The 15,922-nt window shown below is 70.2% G+C and carries 12 protein-coding genes and 1 pseudogene; 10 read left to right on the forward strand and 3 right to left on the reverse strand.

All coding sequences use genetic code 11. The features are described from left to right. Positions 1-679 precede the first annotated feature (679 nt). The 4 genes from IEZ08_RS10970 (at position 680) to IEZ08_RS40615 (ending at position 5,731) form a co-directional block, all read left to right on the forward strand. Entirely contained in the window at positions 680-1,903 is a 1,224-nt protein-coding gene (locus IEZ08_RS10970; protein ID WP_189242087.1) for an MFS transporter, read from the forward strand. A gap of 518 nt (positions 1,904-2,421) precedes the next feature. Then, positions 2,422-2,754, forward strand: coding sequence for a hypothetical protein (locus IEZ08_RS10975; protein ID WP_141703743.1), 333 nt, complete (start codon positions 2,422-2,424; stop codon positions 2,752-2,754). A gap of 40 nt (positions 2,755-2,794) precedes the next feature. Beyond that, positions 2,795-5,422: a GAF domain-containing protein gene (locus tag IEZ08_RS10980; protein ID WP_176728427.1), complete on the forward strand. Its 2,628-nt coding sequence runs from the start codon at positions 2,795-2,797 to the stop codon at positions 5,420-5,422. A 129-nt stretch (positions 5,423-5,551) separates the two neighbouring features. Continuing rightward, positions 5,552-5,731 (forward strand): helix-turn-helix domain-containing protein, encoded by a 180-nt coding sequence (locus IEZ08_RS40615; protein WP_275424741.1) that lies wholly within the window; start codon positions 5,552-5,554, stop codon positions 5,729-5,731. 349 nt (positions 5,732-6,080) lie between these two features. On the opposite strand, the gene IEZ08_RS10990 is transcribed toward IEZ08_RS40615, so the two are convergent. Further along, positions 6,081-8,819, reverse strand: coding sequence for a helix-turn-helix transcriptional regulator (locus IEZ08_RS10990; RefSeq protein WP_189242088.1), 2,739 nt, complete (start codon positions 8,817-8,819; stop codon positions 6,081-6,083). Between the two features lie 112 nt (positions 8,820-8,931). Between IEZ08_RS10990 and IEZ08_RS10995 the strand changes: the two genes are divergently transcribed. The 4 genes and pseudogenes from IEZ08_RS10995 (at position 8,932) to IEZ08_RS40620 (ending at position 12,569) form a co-directional block, all read left to right on the forward strand. Continuing rightward, complete coding sequence (locus IEZ08_RS10995; RefSeq protein WP_068928544.1) at positions 8,932-9,846, forward strand: alpha/beta hydrolase; 915 nt, start codon at positions 8,932-8,934, stop codon at positions 9,844-9,846. Then, positions 9,843-10,676, forward strand: coding sequence for an alpha/beta hydrolase (locus IEZ08_RS11000; RefSeq protein ID WP_189242089.1), 834 nt, complete (start codon positions 9,843-9,845; stop codon positions 10,674-10,676). Before IEZ08_RS10995 ends, IEZ08_RS11000 begins: the two co-directional genes overlap by 4 nt. 788 nt (positions 10,677-11,464) lie before the next feature. Continuing rightward, positions 11,465-12,368: pseudogene (locus IEZ08_RS11005) on the forward strand (IS982 family transposase). Positions 12,369-12,413: 45 nt separating this feature from the next. Then, positions 12,414-12,569, forward strand: a complete 156-nt coding sequence (locus IEZ08_RS40620) for a hypothetical protein (RefSeq protein WP_373294344.1) — start codon at positions 12,414-12,416, stop codon at positions 12,567-12,569. Positions 12,570-13,218: 649 nt separating this feature from the next. Here the strand turns inward: IEZ08_RS40620 and IEZ08_RS11010 are convergent. Next, positions 13,219-13,773 (reverse strand): calcium-binding protein, encoded by a 555-nt coding sequence (locus IEZ08_RS11010; RefSeq protein ID WP_141703777.1) that lies wholly within the window; start codon positions 13,771-13,773, stop codon positions 13,219-13,221. A 192-nt stretch (positions 13,774-13,965) separates the two neighbouring features. Between IEZ08_RS11010 and IEZ08_RS11015 the strand changes: the two genes are divergently transcribed. Together IEZ08_RS11015 and IEZ08_RS11020 are read left to right on the forward strand one after the other, a co-directional pair. Then, positions 13,966-14,301 carry a transposase gene (locus IEZ08_RS11015; RefSeq protein ID WP_084779803.1) on the forward strand — a complete coding sequence of 112 codons (336 nt, stop codon included), beginning with the start codon at positions 13,966-13,968 and terminating at the stop codon, positions 14,299-14,301. 10 nt (positions 14,302-14,311) lie between these two features. Further along, positions 14,312-14,566, forward strand: coding sequence for an IS3 family transposase (locus IEZ08_RS11020; RefSeq protein WP_176728432.1), 255 nt, complete (start codon positions 14,312-14,314; stop codon positions 14,564-14,566). A 15-nt stretch (positions 14,567-14,581) separates the two neighbouring features. Here the strand turns inward: IEZ08_RS11020 and IEZ08_RS11025 are convergent, their stop codons facing one another. Continuing rightward, on the reverse strand, positions 14,582-15,823 hold the full coding sequence (locus tag IEZ08_RS11025) for an IS256 family transposase (protein ID WP_189242090.1): 1,242 nt from the start codon (positions 15,821-15,823) through the stop codon (positions 14,582-14,584). Positions 15,824-15,922 lie beyond the last annotated feature (99 nt).

Raw genomic sequence — 15,922 nt, forward strand, 5'->3', positions numbered from 1 at the left:
ACCAACACCTGGCTGCGGAGGGCGTAGGCACACGACCCTTCCCGGCCCTACACGCGTTCCCCCAGGTCAACCTTCAATTCCGGGCTCACGTGTGACTACCAACTGCGGAACCCGGGTGGGAGCGCTGGGCGGCTTCGCCGCGCTCTTGTAGGCCGTATTCGGTGATACAAGCGGGGTTGCCGGAGGGGGTAACCGCGTTCGTATCGGGAACGGGCGTCTTTGGTCACCATCCCACGATGACCAAAGACGCCCGTCCCCCGCGACCTGTCAGACCGGCAGGCCGCGACTACCTATGACGGCCTGTGCGGGCCCTTGGTTTACGCAAGGACTTGAGGCCTCCAGGATGTCTCCGCCCCCTGAGCGTCCCGGGGGTCCTGAAGGGAGGCAGACCAAGTACCCGCCAAAGACGCAGGTTCTCCAGCCGTAATCCATGCCTTTGCACCCCAGTCGGCCGACGGCGCAATCCTCAACGTTCTGTCCGCGATCTCGTAGCTCGCTTACGGACGATGCAGGCGCGTACCACGCGGCGAATGCCGCCGAGTGGGCGCGCACCAACGGGAAGGGGAAGCACCCCTTCCTGCCGTACTCGGTCTGCCCCGTACTGGGCCTGGAGATGGATTGAAACGACGTGGCGGATACGGCGATGATCGAATCCGGGAACGGTGAGCGAAGGAGACCCATGGAGCCGCAGCCGACGTCAGGCACACCTCAGCAGGCCGCGGAACTCCTACGGCGCTCCCCCTGGCCGACGATCACCGTCGTCTACCTGAGCGGAGTCGTGGCGGCGATGAGCTTCGGCAAGTTCGCCTCGGTCGGGCCCGCAGTGGCGGACCAGCTGTCGCTGTCGCTGTCGCAGCTAGGCTGGGTGATTTCGGCGGTCGTCGGTGTCGGCGCGGTCGTCGGTCTGCCCGCCGGTTACCTGGTACGCCACTTCGGCACGGAACGCTCGCTGGTCACCGGCCTGGTGCTGGTCGCGGCGGCGAGCGGGGCCGGCGCGGTCGCCGGTGACTTCACCTGGCTGCTGGCCGCCCGCGGTGTGGAGGGCGTCGGATACCTCCTGATCACCATCGCCTGCCCGGCGCTGATCGTGCGGCTGGCCGTCGAACGGGACCGCGGCACGGCCCTGTCGATCTGGGCCACGTTCGTTCCGATGGGAATCGGCGCAAGCACGCTCGCCGGGGGCGCGATCGGTTCCGCTCTGGGCTGGCGCGGCTGGATCGGTGTGATCGCCGTGCTGACGCTCGTGATGGCACTGGTCGTGTGGATGAGGCTGCCGCGCGGGCCGGAACGGCGGGCGGCGGCCGGTCCTGTACCCCGGCCCGAGGCCCTGGTATGGCCGGTGACGCTGGCCGTGGCGTTCTGCCTGGCCGCGCTGGTGACCATTCCGGTGATTGTGTTGTTGCCTACGCTGCTCATCGGGCAGCACGGGCACTCGGCCCCCGTCGCCGGCGCGGTCACCTCGGTGATCTCGCTGCTGAGCGTCCTGGGCGGGCTGGCCGTGGGGATGCTGCTGCGCCGGGGCACGCGGGTAGGTGTGCTGGCGCTGGCCGGGCTGGTCACCGTACCCGCGGCCTGGCTCATGTTCGGCGGCCCGGAGTCCCCCGCGGCGGCGCAGGGCGGCGCCGCGGTCATCTCGATCGTGAACGGTTACCTGGGCGCCCTCGTCTTCGCCGCGCTCCCGATGGTGCTGGAACGGCTCGACCACGCCGATGTCGGCAACGGCGTCGTGGCCCAGGCGGGCAGTCTTGGCTCGTTGCTCGGCCCGCCGTTGTTCGGCTGGGTGGCCACCAGCTGGGGCTTCCCGGCGCTGGTGCCGGTCATCGCCGTCGGGATCGTGGCGGCCGTCGGCGTGTTGCTGCTGGTCGGCAGGCAGGTGTCACGACCGCGGCCAAGGGTGGGCTGAGCCTGGGCCCACCGCTTCGACGAGGTCTTCGGAACCGCCCAGGCCCTGAGCGCCTGACCTTCAGCAGATAGCTGTGATCCCAGCCGGGACCGTCGTGGATCACCAGGAGAGCGCGGTCCGTGGGTCCGGCGCTCTGCACGACGAACAGTTCTGCGGCAGGTCGAGTGGACACCGCCACGAAGTCCTCGGTGAACTGTCTATTCCCGGGAGCTGGGATCACCCCGCCGGACACCGGTCACCGGAGCTTCGGAAGCGCCGTCCCAGGGCGAAGGGCGCACCAAGGGGCCGTCCCTCCGCCGGCAGGGCCGGCCCCCTCGCAGTCGGTCGGCTACTGCTGGTTCTGGGCCGCTGTGAGCCGTTGACGTACCTGCGGCATCGATGCCCCAGCCGCCGGGTGAGAGCGGCCGACGAGGAGTGTTGCATCGTCCACCGCAGCACGGTATCGGAGGCATCCCGCCGGGGGTGATTGAGGCGTCCCTGCCCGCACCGGCCGGAGCGGCGTGCCGGCCTGCGGAGGCATGGAGCCCCCGAAGATCCGCACCAACCGCTACGCGTACTCCACCCCGATCACGTGGGACGGCGATGAGAACTGGTACCGCATCGAGCCCGACGACATGACGTACGGCGAGCTCGGCAAGAAGTGCCGCGCGGGAGCTCCTGGCGGTGCCGGTGGCGGGAGGACAGGGCTGATGGGACGGCGCGGCAAGTTCACCCCGGACATTCAGGCCCGCGTGGTGCAGGCATTGGAGGGCGGCCGGATCGTAGCCGTTGCAGCTCACCCCTCTCCTCCGGCCCTTGGAACCCCGGGTGTGACCGCTGGGCGCGCTGACGGCCGAGAAGCCCGCCGATGAAGTCCCTCACATGGGTAAAAGGCATAAGGGGTGGTGCGTCATGGGGACGAGTGATCGAGACCGCATCGGTGATCCAGAGCGGCTGCGTGTGCTGCGCGCCACCGGTCTACTGGATGCTCCGGCGGTGCCGGTGCTGGACCGGGTGACCCAGATGGCGACCCGGCTGCTGGATGTGCCGGTCGCGCTGGTGTCACTGATCACCGAGGACCGGCAGGTCGTCATCAGCGCGGCGGGGGTGGCCGACCCGCAGGCCGTGCGGGAGAATCCCCTGGCGCGGTCGCTGTGCCGGCATGTCGTGGCCGAGGACGCGCCATTGGTCATCGGCGATGCCTGCGGCGACGGGCGCTGGCACGACCTTATGGAGCACACCGACGGGCTGGCGGCCTATGCCGGGGTGCCGCTGAACGCGCCCGGTGCGCAGGTGATCGGCACGTTGTGCGTGGTCGATGCCACGGCCCGCTCCTGGAATCGCGATCAGCTGCAGACCCTGGAGGATCTGGCCGCCCTGATCGAGCCGGAGATCGCGTTGCGGCTGGCCCGCGCCGATGCCGCGCTGGGGGCCGCGCGCAGGCAGCAGGAGCGCACCTTTCTGCGCGCCCTGCTCGACAGCCTGGAGGTGTCGGTGATGGCCTGCGACGAGAACGGCAGACTGGTGATCAACCGGTCGCTGCGTGAGAGCCTGCACACCGATACTCCGCCAGCCGACGTGCGCTCCTGGCTGAAGAACAACCCGCTGTACGCCCCCGACGGGCGGACCCCGCTGACAGTCGAGGAGATGCCGCTGGCCCGGGCGTGGGCCGGGGAGTACTTCACCGGCCGGCAGGTGGTGGCCGCGACCGATGTCGGGCCGCGCCGCTTCCTGGTCAACGGCCGGCCCATCGACACCCCCGAGGGGCACCGCCTGGGCGCGGTAGTGGCCGGCCACGACATCACCGACTCCTACCGCATCGGCCTGCTGCGCGAGGTCCAGCAGGCCGTCACCCGGGTGCTGGCCGACGCCGCCTCCAGCCGGGAAGCCGCCGCCGGCGTGGCCGCCGCAGTCACCGACGCACTCGGCTGGACCTACGGCGAGTACTGGCAGGTCGATGAGGACCGGGCCGCCGTGACCCGCATCGGTTCCTGGAGCAGGCCCGGCCGGGACCTGTCGGCCTTCACCATCGGCCACCCGGCTGCCTTCGCTCGGGGGGAGGAACTGCCCGGCCTGGCCTGGGAGCGCGGTGAGCCGGTCTGGATCGCGGACACGGCGGCCGACCCGGCCAGCAGCCCCCGGGTGCGGGCCGGGCTGCGGGCCGGCCTGCGCTCGGCCGTGGCCCTGCCGGTGCGCAGCGGCGAGCAGGTCCTGGGCGTGCTGGCCTTCGCCGCCGACCACCCCCAGCGACCCGACAACGACCTGGCCGAGCTGCTGGACGGGGTGTGCGCCCATGTGGGCCGGTACATGGAGCGCCGCCGCGCCGAGGAGCTCGCCCTCGCCCTGGCCGAGAGCCGCCGCCAGTTCGACCAGATCATCAACCAGCTCACCGACAAGATCTGGACCGTCGAGATCCGGCCCGACGGCACCGCCCGCCCGATCTACGTCAACACCGAGCACACCACCGTGTTCGGCGGACGGCTGCACCTGGATCCCGACGACGACTTCATCGCCGTCATGCTCCGGTTCGTCCACCCCGACGACCACGACGCCTTCCGCGCCTACTGCGCCACACTCATCTCCGGCGAGCGGGCCCAGCTGGAATATCGGCTCATCGGCCTGGACGGCGTCACCCGCTGGATCTGGACCCGGGGCATCCCCCGCCGCGAGGGCGGGGGCGAGGACGCTCGACTGCTGGTCGACGGCATCTCCACCGACGTCACCGAACGCCGCCAGATCACCGAGGAGCGCGAGCGCCTGCTCGCCCAGCAGCAACAACAGGTCAGCCGTCTGCGCCAGATCGACGAGGTGAAAACCCAGTTCCTGCGCACCGTCAACCACGAACTGCGCACCCCGCTGACCTCGATCCACAGCTACCTGCAGCTCATCCGCCAGGGCGATCTGGACGCCGTGACGCAGGCCCGCTTCCTGGAAGTCATCGACCGCAACAGCACCCGGCTGGGCCAGCTCCTGGACGAGCTGCTGCTGATGGCCAGCCTGAACGCCGGCGACGCCGCCTTCACCCCGGCCCGCGTCGACCTGGCCGCCTTGGCCCGGGAGGCGGTGGAGGCGATCACCGCCCAGGGCCGCGCCGAGCACCTGACCGTGACCGTACACGCTCCTACCGAGGTGATCGCCTGGGCCGACGCCGGTCGCATCCGGCACGCGCTGGCCCACCTGCTGGACAACGCGGTCAAGTTCACCCCGCCCGGCGGCCGGATCGACGTCACCGCCGGCCCGGCCCCGGCGATCGAGGTCGCCGACACCGGCATCGGCATCGACCCGCAGGATCTCGACCACGTCTCCGACGACTTCTACCGCGGCGGTGCCGCCGAGCAGCAGGCGATCGGTGGCACCGGCGTGGGCCTGGCTCTGGTGCGGAGAATTGCCGACATGCACGGCGGGAGCCTGCACATCGACAGCCGTCCAGGCCACGGCACCCGGGTCCGCCTGGTCCTGTCCGACACGGCCGAACCCCCTACCGGTCGGCAAGCCCGCAGACGGTCATCGTCTTCGGCCCGGTCACACCGGCACCGGTGATGCCGCGCACCGTAGGCCCTCCGTGTCTTCGCCGCGCTGGCCGAGTTCATCCGCGAGCTGATCGTCGCCGGCACCCGCGAGGGACTGGCCGCCGCGCGGGCCCGCGGCCGCGTCGGCGGACGGCCCACCGTGATCACGCCGGAGATCATCCACGCGGCCCGGGACCTGCTGCCCAACCCCGAGCACTCCATCACCTCGATCGCGCGTCTACTCGGCGTCAGCCCGGGCACGCTGTACAACCGCATCCCCGACCTGCGCGAGCTGCGCGCCGGCCGGACCACGACCGTGCTGGAAGCGGGCGGCCGGTGATCCGCACGCCGTACCGAGTCAAGGGCGCCTCCCGCCTCGGGGCGGTGCTGCCGGGGCAGGCCGGACCGTTCGGTGTCCGCCCCGATCCCGACGCGCCGGGATCTGCCCCGGAGGAGGAACTACTACCAGCTCAAGAGCCCCAACCGTCACATCTCACGAGACGACAGGGCCGCTGACCTGTGGGTTGCGTCTTTGACGCTTACTTGGTCTGCTCTCGATGATGCGCTACCTCCGGGCAAGACTTGGTGCGGCCGCCCCTGGCCACCGGGAAGGGGGCGTTTACCCCTGCGCGCAGGGGGGCGCGCGGGATGGCAGGGGCCCCGATTCTCCTTACGCAAGGCGTGCCCGTTCACGCGTCCATGACGTCCTTCAACTGCCTGCGTGAGGTGACATCGAGCTTTCTGAACACCTTGCGCAAGTGGTACTCCACGGTGCTTGCGCTGATGAACAACTCGGCGGCGATCTCCTGGTTGGTGACACCGGCGGCGGCCAGCTGCGCCACCCGCAGCTCCTGCGGGGTCAGGGCGCGGACGGTACTGGGATCGCGGGTCCGCGCGTGCTCACCGGTGGCAGCCAGCTCGATGCGGGCGCGCTCGGCGAAGGCAGTGGCCCCCATGCCGGCGAACAGTTCATAGGCTGCCCGCAGTTGCTGCCTGGCCTCGCTCCGACGGTGACGGCGGCGTAGCCACTCGCCGTAGAGCAGGTGAGTGCGGGCGCGCTCGGGAGCCAGCGGGGTGGCGGCCAGGAGCTCGTGCGCACGCAGATAGAGCTGATCGTCGCCGGTGACCAGCGCGCGGCTGCGGGCCAGCAGGCCCAGCGCCCAGGCAGTGCCGCTAGCTTCGGCGCGCTCGCTCAGGCGCTGCAGAGCACGCTGGGCGGTGGCCAGATCGTCGTTGCGCACGGCGGCCTCCACCAGGTCCGGCAGGACAGCGCCGCCGTAGTGGGGTGGGTCGCTGGCGTAGACGATCTCGGCGGCGGCCTGGGCTTGGGCGTAGCGGCGGTGACCAAGCTCCAGTACCACCAGCGCGGTCCGCGCGAACTGTACCTGCAGCCCGCCCGGCTGTTCGGACTCGGGCCCGGCCTGCACCGCCACGGCGGCCAGGGTCCGTTCGCGATCACCGCGCCAGGCGTGCAGCAGGACGTCGCTCGTGCCCGCGAACCGCAGGTCGGCGCCGATCGCGGCGGCGATGTCCATGAACTCGGCGAAGTGCGCCTCGGCGGCGGCGAGCCGGCCGCACAGCAGGGCGTGCGTGGCAGAGCCGTGCGCGCCGGCCTGCAGCATCCGCAGCGCTCCTTGCCGGCGGGCGGCGGTGGAGAAGCGATGGGCGCCGGCGCCGAGGGCGTCGATGTCCCACAGGTCCAGGGCCAGGACCGCGCCGAGCAGGAACCAGCGGGAGGCGTCGCCGTGTTCGTCGGCGGCCAGCATGGCGTTGACGCCCCGCCGCATCAGCGGCACTGCCTGGGCGTAGCCGACCGAGATCAGCGTGGCGTGCCCGGCCAGCAGCAGGCCGCCGACGCCGGGCTCACGGGGCTCGGCCGGTACGGCACGCGGGGCCGCCAGCGCCGCTTGTGCCACCTGTTTCGCGCTCATGCCCGGACCGATCCTGGCCACCACGATCGCCGCGTCCATGGCCTCCAGCAGGGTCTCCTGCCCGGCTCGGGGATCAAGTTCGCTCAGCGTCTGGGCAGCCTGGAGGAGCAGCGTCACAGCGCCCGGGCGGCCCAGCATGACGTTGAGGAAGCCGCGCAACCGCATCGCCAAGGCGTCCAGGAACGGCACACCCAGGTCCGGGGTGAGCAGGTCCAGCAGCTCTTCGGCGCGGTGCGGCGCTCCGGCCGTCAGGGCCGCGCCGCAGGCGGCGAGCAGCCGTCCGTTGCGCTGCGGGCCGGGCCGGGTCAGCTCGGCGGCGCGCCGCAGGAAGGCCGCCTGAGCCAGATGGCCGCCGCGCTCGCGGGCCCGGTCGGCTCCGGCCTCCAGCCGGGTGGCAACCTCCTCGTCCGGGCCGTCGGCCGCGGCGGCCAGATGCCAGGCGTGGCGGTCGGCGTCGCCGACCGGGTCGGTGGCCTCGGCCAGCGCCGCGTGGACCTGCCTGCGCCGCGAGGAGGTGGCTGCGCCGTACACCGCCGAGCGGATCAGCGGATGCCGGAACCGGGCTCCGTCCGTCAGCAGCTCGGCGTCTTCGGCGCGTTCGAGAGCGGTGCCCACCTCGGCCGGGGAGGCGGAGGCCAGGCGGGCCATCGCCTGCCGTAAAAGGACCGGATCGCTGGTGGCGTCGGCGGCGGCGACCAGCAGGACCTGCTGGGTCAGCGTATCCAGGCCGACGACTTGGCGCAGGAAGCGTTCCTTCAACCTGCCATCCAGCGACAGCGGCTGGCCGAACGCCGGTTCGGCGGCCTCCCCTCTGGCCAGGCTGCGGCCCAGTTCGAGGATCGCCAGCGGATTGCCGTCGGTCTCCGCCACGCGCTGAGCGGCGATCACGCGGTCGACCTCGGTGTCCACGCTGGCCTGCAGCAGCGCGAGAGCCTCATCGCCGGGCAGGCCGGACAGTCTCAGCTCGGGTAGCCCGGTCAGGCTGTCCAGGGCGGTGTCGTCGTCGCGGACGCCGAACAGCATGACGATTGCGTCGGCGTGCAGGCGGCGGGCGACGAAGGCGAGCACCTCCAGCGACTCGCGGTCCATCCACTGGGCGTCGTCGCAGACCGCCAGCACCGGCTTGGTCGCGGCGGCCTCAGCCAGCAGGGTCAGCGTGGCCAGGCCGACCAGGAAGCGGTCGGGCGGGGCGGCGTGCAGCAGGCCGAACGCGGTCTCCAGCGCGTCGCGCTGCGGCCCGGGCAGACGGCCGCGTCGGCCGAGGAAGGGCCGCAGGAGGCGGTGCAGCGCGGCGAATCCGAGCTCCTGTTCGGCCTCGATTCCCGCTGTGCGGCCCACCTGCAGGTCGGTGGCGGAGGTGGTGGCGTAGTCGAGCAACGCGCTCTTGCCGATGCCCGCCGGTCCGCTGATGACCACAGTCCCGCTCAAACCCGTCCTGGCCCTGGTCAGCAGGTCGTCGAGCTCAGCGGTTTCGGCCTTCCTGCCTCGCAGAACCATGGGTGAAGACTAAGGGATCACCTCTTTCACTGGGGTTTTCCAAGGATTCGACCGGCCTGGCCCACGGTGGATGGTTCTCACGACGACAACCCCCACCTCTTGGAGGTCGATGATGAGCAAGCCCGTCCTGGAAGCGGCGGCGCAGGCCTTCGCCGACGCGACCGCGAACCCGCCGTATCTGTTCCAGCTCCCCGTCGAGGACGGCCGCAAGGCCGTCGACGAGGCCCAGTCGCCCGAGCTCGACGTCCCCGGCACCACCCGTGAGACGGTGGACCACCTGACGATCTTCCGCCCGGCCGACGCCGACCGGCCGCTGCCGGTGATCCTCTACATCCACGGCGCCGGCTGGGTCTTCGGCAACGACCACACTCACGGCCGTCTGGCGCGCGAGCTGGCGCTGGGCGTCGGCGCGGCCGTGGTGTTCGTCAACTACGACCGTTCGCCCGAGGCCCCCTATCCGGCCGCGATCAACCAGAACCTGGCCGCCGCCCGCTGGGTCGTTCAGCACGGCGCCACCTTCGGGCTCGACCCCTCGCGGATGGCGGTCGCCGGCGACTCGGTCGGCGGCAACATGAGCGCCGCACTCACCCTGCAGGTCAAAGGCGAGATCCCGCTCAGGGCGCAGGTGCTGTTCTACCCCGTCACCGACGCCAGCTTCGACACCGACTCCTACCAACAGTTCGCCACCGGCTACTTCCTGCGCCGCGACGGCATGCAGTGGTTCTGGGATCAGTACACCACCGATCCGGCCCAGCGCGCCGAGATCACCGCCTCGCCGCTGCGTGCCACCACCGAGCAACTCGCTGGGCTGCCGCCCGCGCTCGTCATCACCGCCGAAGCCGATGTCCTGCGCGACGAGGGCGAAGCCTACGCCGACAAACTCCGCGAAGCCGGCGTCCCGGTCGTCGCGGTCCGCTACCAGGGCATCATTCACGACTTCGTCATGCTCAACGCCCTGCGCTCCACCCACGCCGCCCAGGCCGCCATCACCCAGGCCGTCATCTTCCTCAAGGGAGCCCTGTCATGAGCCACGATCTGCAGCTCATCCAGCACGCCAACGCCACCGGCAAGATCCCGGTCGTCTTCGTGCACGGCCTGTGGCTGCTGCCCTCCAGCTGGGACCGGTGGGCTCAGGTCTTCGACGAGGCCGGCTTCGCGCCCGTCACCCCCGGCTGGCCCGACGACCCGCACACGGTCGCTGAGGCCAAGGAGCACCCCGAAGTGTTTGCCGACAAGAGCGTCGGCCAGGTCGCCGACCACTTTGCTGGCCTCATTGGTGAGCTGGAGCGCAAGCCGGTCGTCATCGGCCACTCCTTCGGCGGGTTGCTTACCCAGATCCTCGCCGGACGGGGCCTCGCGTGCGCGTCCGTGGCGATCGACCCGGCCCCCTTCCAGGGTGTGCTGCCATTGCCGTTCTCCTCGCTGCGCGCGGCGGCCCCGGTGCTGACCAACCCGGCCAATATCCACCGCGCGGTGCCGCTGACCTACGACCAGTTCCGCTACGCCTTCGCCAACGCCGTCAGCGAGGAGGAGGCCCGCGAGCTGTATGACACCTTCTCGGTCCCAGCGCCGGGCGCGCCGCTGTTCCAGGCCGCCGTGGCGAACTTCAACCCGTGGAGTGAGACCAAGGTCGACAGTACCAACGCCGACCGCGGCCCGCTGCTGATCATCTCTGGGGAGAAGGACCACACCGTCCCGTGGGCCATCGCCAACGCCTCCTACGGCAAGCAGGCCCGCAACACCCACCACGTCACCGAGATCACCGAGATCAAGGGACGCGGCCACTCGCTGACCATCGACAGCGGATGGCGCGAGGTCTGTGACACCGCGCTGTCCTTCGTCCGGCGCTTCATCTGATCAGGAGCCCTCTGCCATGATCCGCAAGGTCGTCGCCGCGGCGGGGGCCTGCGCCCGATCGGCGTGCACGGGGCCTTCGAGCGGGTGCTGCGCCTGACAGGCCTGTATGAGGCATTCCCCATCGAGGCCGACCTGACCGCCGCGCTGGCACGCCCCGATGGCATCGATGCTCAAGCCGCCGGGTGAGGGCAGCCGGCGACGGGGTGTTGCAAGGGCTCGCGAGCATCGTGCGGGATGCCGTCTTCCGGTGAAGGCGGCACCCGCGGGCCCCGGAGGGCGGTCGCGATCGCGCCATGGCGTCGCGGGCGTCGCGCCCGCAGCTTGCCGATGCCCCTGCCCGCACCGGTGATCGGATACCGCCCACAGAGGGAGGGAGTTGCCGGTCGAACCATCCGCCCACATTTCACTGAGGGTAGCTCTAAAGTTACTGGCGGGTGCATCATGTGGGGTGCGCGGTGGGTCCGGGGGGATGACATCGCGTACCCCACGGGCCTGCCGCAGGCCCACTCATCCATCGGCATGAGTCCATACCCCCTGCGGCGGGCCAGGGTCCTGGGGCTGGCCTCGTCAGGCTGGCTCGCCGGGGGTGCCGGGTGGGTCGACGATGACGGCTAGACGAGTAAGTCCTAAAGCTGAGAGCGGGTACGGCGTGCGTACCGGCTGATGGACCCGCCCGTGAGGCGCGTCGGTGCTGGGCCGGGTGTTGCCCGCCCAGGCTGCGCCTCACGGCAGAGGAGTCTGGCCTCGACGCCAGGACAACAGCGACGAAGGGTGTTGAGGATCGGTTTGTGACAACAGACCTCAACACCCTTCTCACCGCACTGTACGTCACGATCGACGATTGGCTCGGTGCTGCCGGCGCCCCGGCCCGCCTGGGCCGCCCACCCCGGCTGACCGACGCCGAACTTCTCACCGTGGCCATCGCCCAAGCCCTGCTGGGCATCCGCTCCGAGACCCGCTGGCTGCGCTTCCTGCCCGCGCATCTGCCCGGTGCCTTCCCCTACCTGCCCGGCCAGTCCGGCTACAACAAACGCCTGCGCGCGGCCCTGCCCCTGCTCCAACGCGCCATCACCGCCCTGGCCCGCGACACCGACCTGTGGGCCGACCCGGTGTGGGTCGTCGACTCCACCCCCGTCGAATGCGGCCGCTGCCGACCTACCGCGCAGCGCTCGAACCTGGCCGGGTGGGCCGGCTACGGCTACTGCCGCTCCCACTCGCGCTATTTCTGGGGGCTGCGCCTGCACCTGGTGTGCACCCCCGCCGGGCTACCGATCACCTGGGCCCTGGCCACCCCCAAGCTGGATGAGCGCCAGGTGCTGATGGCCATGCTCGACCACGACCCGCATCTGACGGCCGAACGCCCCGGTCTGCTGATCATCGCGGACAAGGGGTATGTGTCGGCCGAGCTCGACGCCTACCTGGCCCAGCGGGGCGTGCGGCTGCTACGGCCCTCCTACCGCAACCTCGCGCGCCGGCCCGGCGAGCAGTTCCTCAAAACCGGTCCGTCAGCTGATCGAGTCGGTCAGCGACACCCTCAAGGGCCAGCTTGATCTGGAACTGCACGGCGGGCGCAGCCCGCTGGGCGTCGCGGTCCGCGTCGCCCAGCGGATCTTGGCGTTGACCGCCGCGATCTGGCACAACCGTGCCACCGGACAGCCCGTCACCCGGTCACTGATCGCCTACGACCACTGACCGGACTTCGGACTTACTCGTCTAGGGCCTGAGCATCCCGACACCCTGGCCACCCGGCATGATCTGGCCCACTGGAGCGGAGAGGCCGGGGATACGCAAGCGGCCCGTGACCAGTTCGCCGCGCTGCTACCCGTCGCCGAGCGGGTCCTGGGCTCCGAGCACCGCCTCACGCTCTCCGTCCGGCAGGCGCTTTCGTCCTGACCGGCGCAGGAGCCGTCCGGCCCCGCCTCTGGTGGGGGCCAGGAGTAGACAGTGCCGTCGGCCGGCAAGCGCTGAGGTGATCTCGTGTGCCGTCGCACTGGCCGCCGCCTACGGCCGGCCCCCTTTTCCGGCTCACTTGGTCTGCCCTTCTACCGCAGAGCAGCGCGCCAGGTCTGGGGCCAGTCCGGTCGATGTAGCCCGAGATGAAGCGCCCAACCCGCCCGGTGTAGCTCACGGAACCTTTCGGGGGGCAGACCAAGTACGCCGGAAAGGGACCAACCGCAGGTCAGTTGGTGGAGGCGGAAGCAGAGGTTTCGGCTGTGGACAGCCGTGCCCGACGTGGAGCCGGATTGGTCCCCGCAGCGGCCTGACTGTGCTGACCTGGTCAGACGCAGTCTCGGGAACCGGACAGAGGGCGGATTCTGTCCGGTGAGCCCAACGCGCTGAGCTGGGCAGACGCCCGGCGAGCCGGTACCCGATCATGCAGGCCGCACGACTTGTAAACGAATGTCCGATCATACAGACATGTCGTGCATAGCCATGCAGCCGCCGCATCATAGAAATCAACATAGCCTCTGACCTGCGCTCCGCCCCTCTGACGCTTACCTCGTCTGCCCCCGCTGCTGACACCGCGATGCTCTCGCCCGGGTCAGGACTCGCAGGTGACCTCGACCTCAGCGGTGCAGCTGTCGGTGCCGGCACCGCCGGTGGCGCGGTCGGAGCCGAGGCCGCCGAGCAGTGTGTCATTGCCACCGTTGCCCGTCAGGGTGTCGTTGCCGCTGCCGGCGTTGACCAGGTCCTGGCCGGAGCCGCCCTGGAAGATGTCGCCGCCCGAGCTGAGGAAGACCAGCGACGGCAGCGAAGTGTTGTTGATGAGCAGGTCGGTGCCGGAGCTGAGGTTCGCGGTCATGTCGGTGACGCTGGACGCAGCGCAGTCCACGGTGTTGGCGTTGACCTGGACACAGGAGCCGCCCGCCGAGAGCGTAGTGAGGGTGTTGGTGACCCGGAAGTTCGAGCCGGACACGCTCACCGTGATGGCGTTGTTCGTGGTCGTCGAGGTGATAGCCAGGCGCCCGTTGCTGTTGCTGATGTTGCCGGCGGCATGCGCAGGACCGGTGAAGGCGAGCAGCGGCACGGCCATCGCCGTGCCGACGAGGAGCGCGCGCAGCCCGGCGGTTCGGATTGCGCCGATGTGGTTCCGCATGGGGATCCCCCTGTGATTGATGGTGTCTGTGGGCGGGCTCTTCATGACGTCGCCCGTACCCACCGATTGAAGCGCGGAGGTCTCAGGGGTTCTGCGGCCAAATACACGTTCGGGAAGCGCGATCGTGAGGCGCCTAGCAGATTCCGGACAGTCAGCTACATAAGCTGACAGAAGTCTGGAAGAGGTAGGTACGTGACGAGGCGTCGTAGGCAGTTCTCGCCCGAGTTCAAGGAAGAAGCCGTCCGCATGGTGCTGGAGGGCGAGCGGACGGTCGCGTCGGTGGCACGCGAGTTCGGGATCAACGCCAGCACCCTGGGCAGTTGGGTGCACCGGCACCGGATCGTGCACGGCCACCATGAGCCGCCGGTCTCCGGGCCGGAGCGGGCCCGCATCCGGGAGCTGGAGCGAGAAAACGCCGAGTTGCGCGAGAAGCTGGCGTTCTTGAAAAAGCAGCGGCCTTCTTCGCGGCCGAGACTCGATGACGCTGGCCAAGTACGAGCTGATCGAGGCGGAGAAGGCGCACCATAAGATCGCGCGAATGTGCACCTGGCTGGAGGTATCACGCTCGGGCTACTACGAGTGGCGCACCCGGCCGGCCTCGGCCACCGCGCACCGCCGCGCACTGCTGGCCGCCCTGGTCGCCGAGATCTTCGCCGACTCCCACGAGACCTACGGCTACCGGCGCGTCCACGCCGCCCTGGCCCGGCGCGGCGAGCACTGCTCGACCGAGCTGGTGCGGGCCCTGATGCGGGTCACGTCCAGCGAAGTGGTGTATGAGCCGACCTTCGCGTGATCCTGTTTCTGCAGGTTAAGCGGTAAGTGTCTGCGGCAGCGGATTCTGCCCCGGTGTGTCGCCGCAGATCAGGCGAAGGCGGACCTTGGCCAGCACGTCCAGCCCCATGTAGCGGCGCGCCTCGGTCCACTCATCGGTCTGCTCGGCCAAAACCGCCCCGACGAGGCGGATGATCGCAGCCCGGTCGGGGAAGATCCCGACCACGTCGGTGCGCCGCCGGATCTCCTTGTTCAACCGCTCCTGCGGGTTGTTCGACCAGATCTGCTTCCAGACCTCGCGCGGGAACGCGGCGAAGGCCAGCAGGTCCTCCCGCGCCGCCTCCAGATGCGTCGCCGCGGCCGGATACTTCGCCTCCAGAGCGTCGATGACCCAGGTGTGCTGGGTGCGCACCGCCTCGCTGGTGGGCTGGTCGAAGATGGTGCGCACCAGGGTCGCCACCCACGGCTGCGCCGACTTGGGCACGGTGGTGAGCAGATTCCGCAGGTAGTGGGTGCGACAGCGCTGCCAGGCCGCGCCCGCCAGCGTCGCACCGACCGCCTCCATCAAGCCCCGGTGGGCATCGGAGACGACCAATTGCACTCCCGACAGGCCCCGCGCCACCAGGCCCCGCAGGAAGCCCAGCCAGCCGGCGCCGTCTTCGGCCGAGGTCACCTCCAGCCCCAGGATCTCCCGGCGGCCGTCGGCGCCCGCGGCGGTGGCGACCAGCACGTGCACGTTCACCGTGCGCCCGTCCTCGCGGACCTTCTGCGTGAGTGCGTCCAGCCACACGAACGCATACGGGCCGCCATCCAGCGGGCGGGTCCGGAACGCCTCCACCTGCCCGTCCAGCACCTTGGCCATCTCCGAGACCTGGCTCTTGGAGATGTGCTGCACCCCGAGTTGCTCGATCAGCTTGTCGACCCGGCGGGTGGAGACGCCCAGCAGGTAGCTGGTGGCCACCACACTGATCAGGGCCTGTTCGGCGCGGCGGCGGCGCTGCAGCAGCCAATCCGGAAAGTAGCTGCCCGAACGCAGTTTCGGAATGGCCAGCTCGACGGTTCCGGCGCGGGTGTCCCAGCCGCGGGTCCGGTAGCCGTTGCGGCGATTGGCCCGCTCGCTGCTGCGTTCGCCGTAGGCGGCGCCGCACAAGCTGTTGGCCTCGGCCGACATCAACGCCTCGGCCATGGTCTTCACCATGGAGCGCAACAGATCCGGGTCGCTGGTCTGAATCTGCTCCGCCAGCCAGGCGGCGGGGTCCACACTGTTGTTCGCGGCCATCGCTTGCTTCTCCTTCGATCTTGATGTCGCAATCACGAAGGATCACGCGATGGCCGTTCTCATGTCCGGCGGCACGCCTGTGTGCTGGGGAAACTCTTA

This window comes from Planobispora rosea, assembly GCF_014648175.1.
GTDB classification, from domain to species: Bacteria; Actinomycetota; Actinomycetes; order Streptosporangiales; family Streptosporangiaceae; genus Planobispora; species Planobispora rosea.

Bases quoted from the DNA above. Each gene is read 5' to 3' on its own strand.
- IEZ08_RS10970 (WP_189242087.1), top strand. From the start codon at position 680: ATGGAGCCGCAGCCGACGTCAGGCACACCTCAGCAGGCCGCGGAACTC.
- IEZ08_RS10995 (WP_068928544.1), top strand. From the start codon at position 8,932: ATGAGCAAGCCCGTCCTGGAAGCGGCGGCGCAGGCCTTCGCCGACGCG.
- IEZ08_RS10980 (WP_176728427.1), top strand. From the start codon at position 2,795: ATGGGGACGAGTGATCGAGACCGCATCGGTGATCCAGAGCGGCTGCGT.
- IEZ08_RS11010 (WP_141703777.1), bottom strand. From the start codon at position 13,773: ATGCGGAACCACATCGGCGCAATCCGAACCGCCGGGCTGCGCGCGCTC.
- IEZ08_RS10975 (WP_141703743.1), top strand. From the start codon at position 2,422: ATGGAGCCCCCGAAGATCCGCACCAACCGCTACGCGTACTCCACCCCG.
- IEZ08_RS11020 (WP_176728432.1), top strand. From the start codon at position 14,312: ATGTGCACCTGGCTGGAGGTATCACGCTCGGGCTACTACGAGTGGCGC.
- IEZ08_RS11025 (WP_189242090.1), bottom strand. From the start codon at position 15,823: ATGGCCGCGAACAACAGTGTGGACCCCGCCGCCTGGCTGGCGGAGCAG.
- IEZ08_RS10990 (WP_189242088.1), bottom strand. From the start codon at position 8,819: ATGGTTCTGCGAGGCAGGAAGGCCGAAACCGCTGAGCTCGACGACCTG.
- IEZ08_RS11000 (WP_189242089.1), top strand. From the start codon at position 9,843: ATGAGCCACGATCTGCAGCTCATCCAGCACGCCAACGCCACCGGCAAG.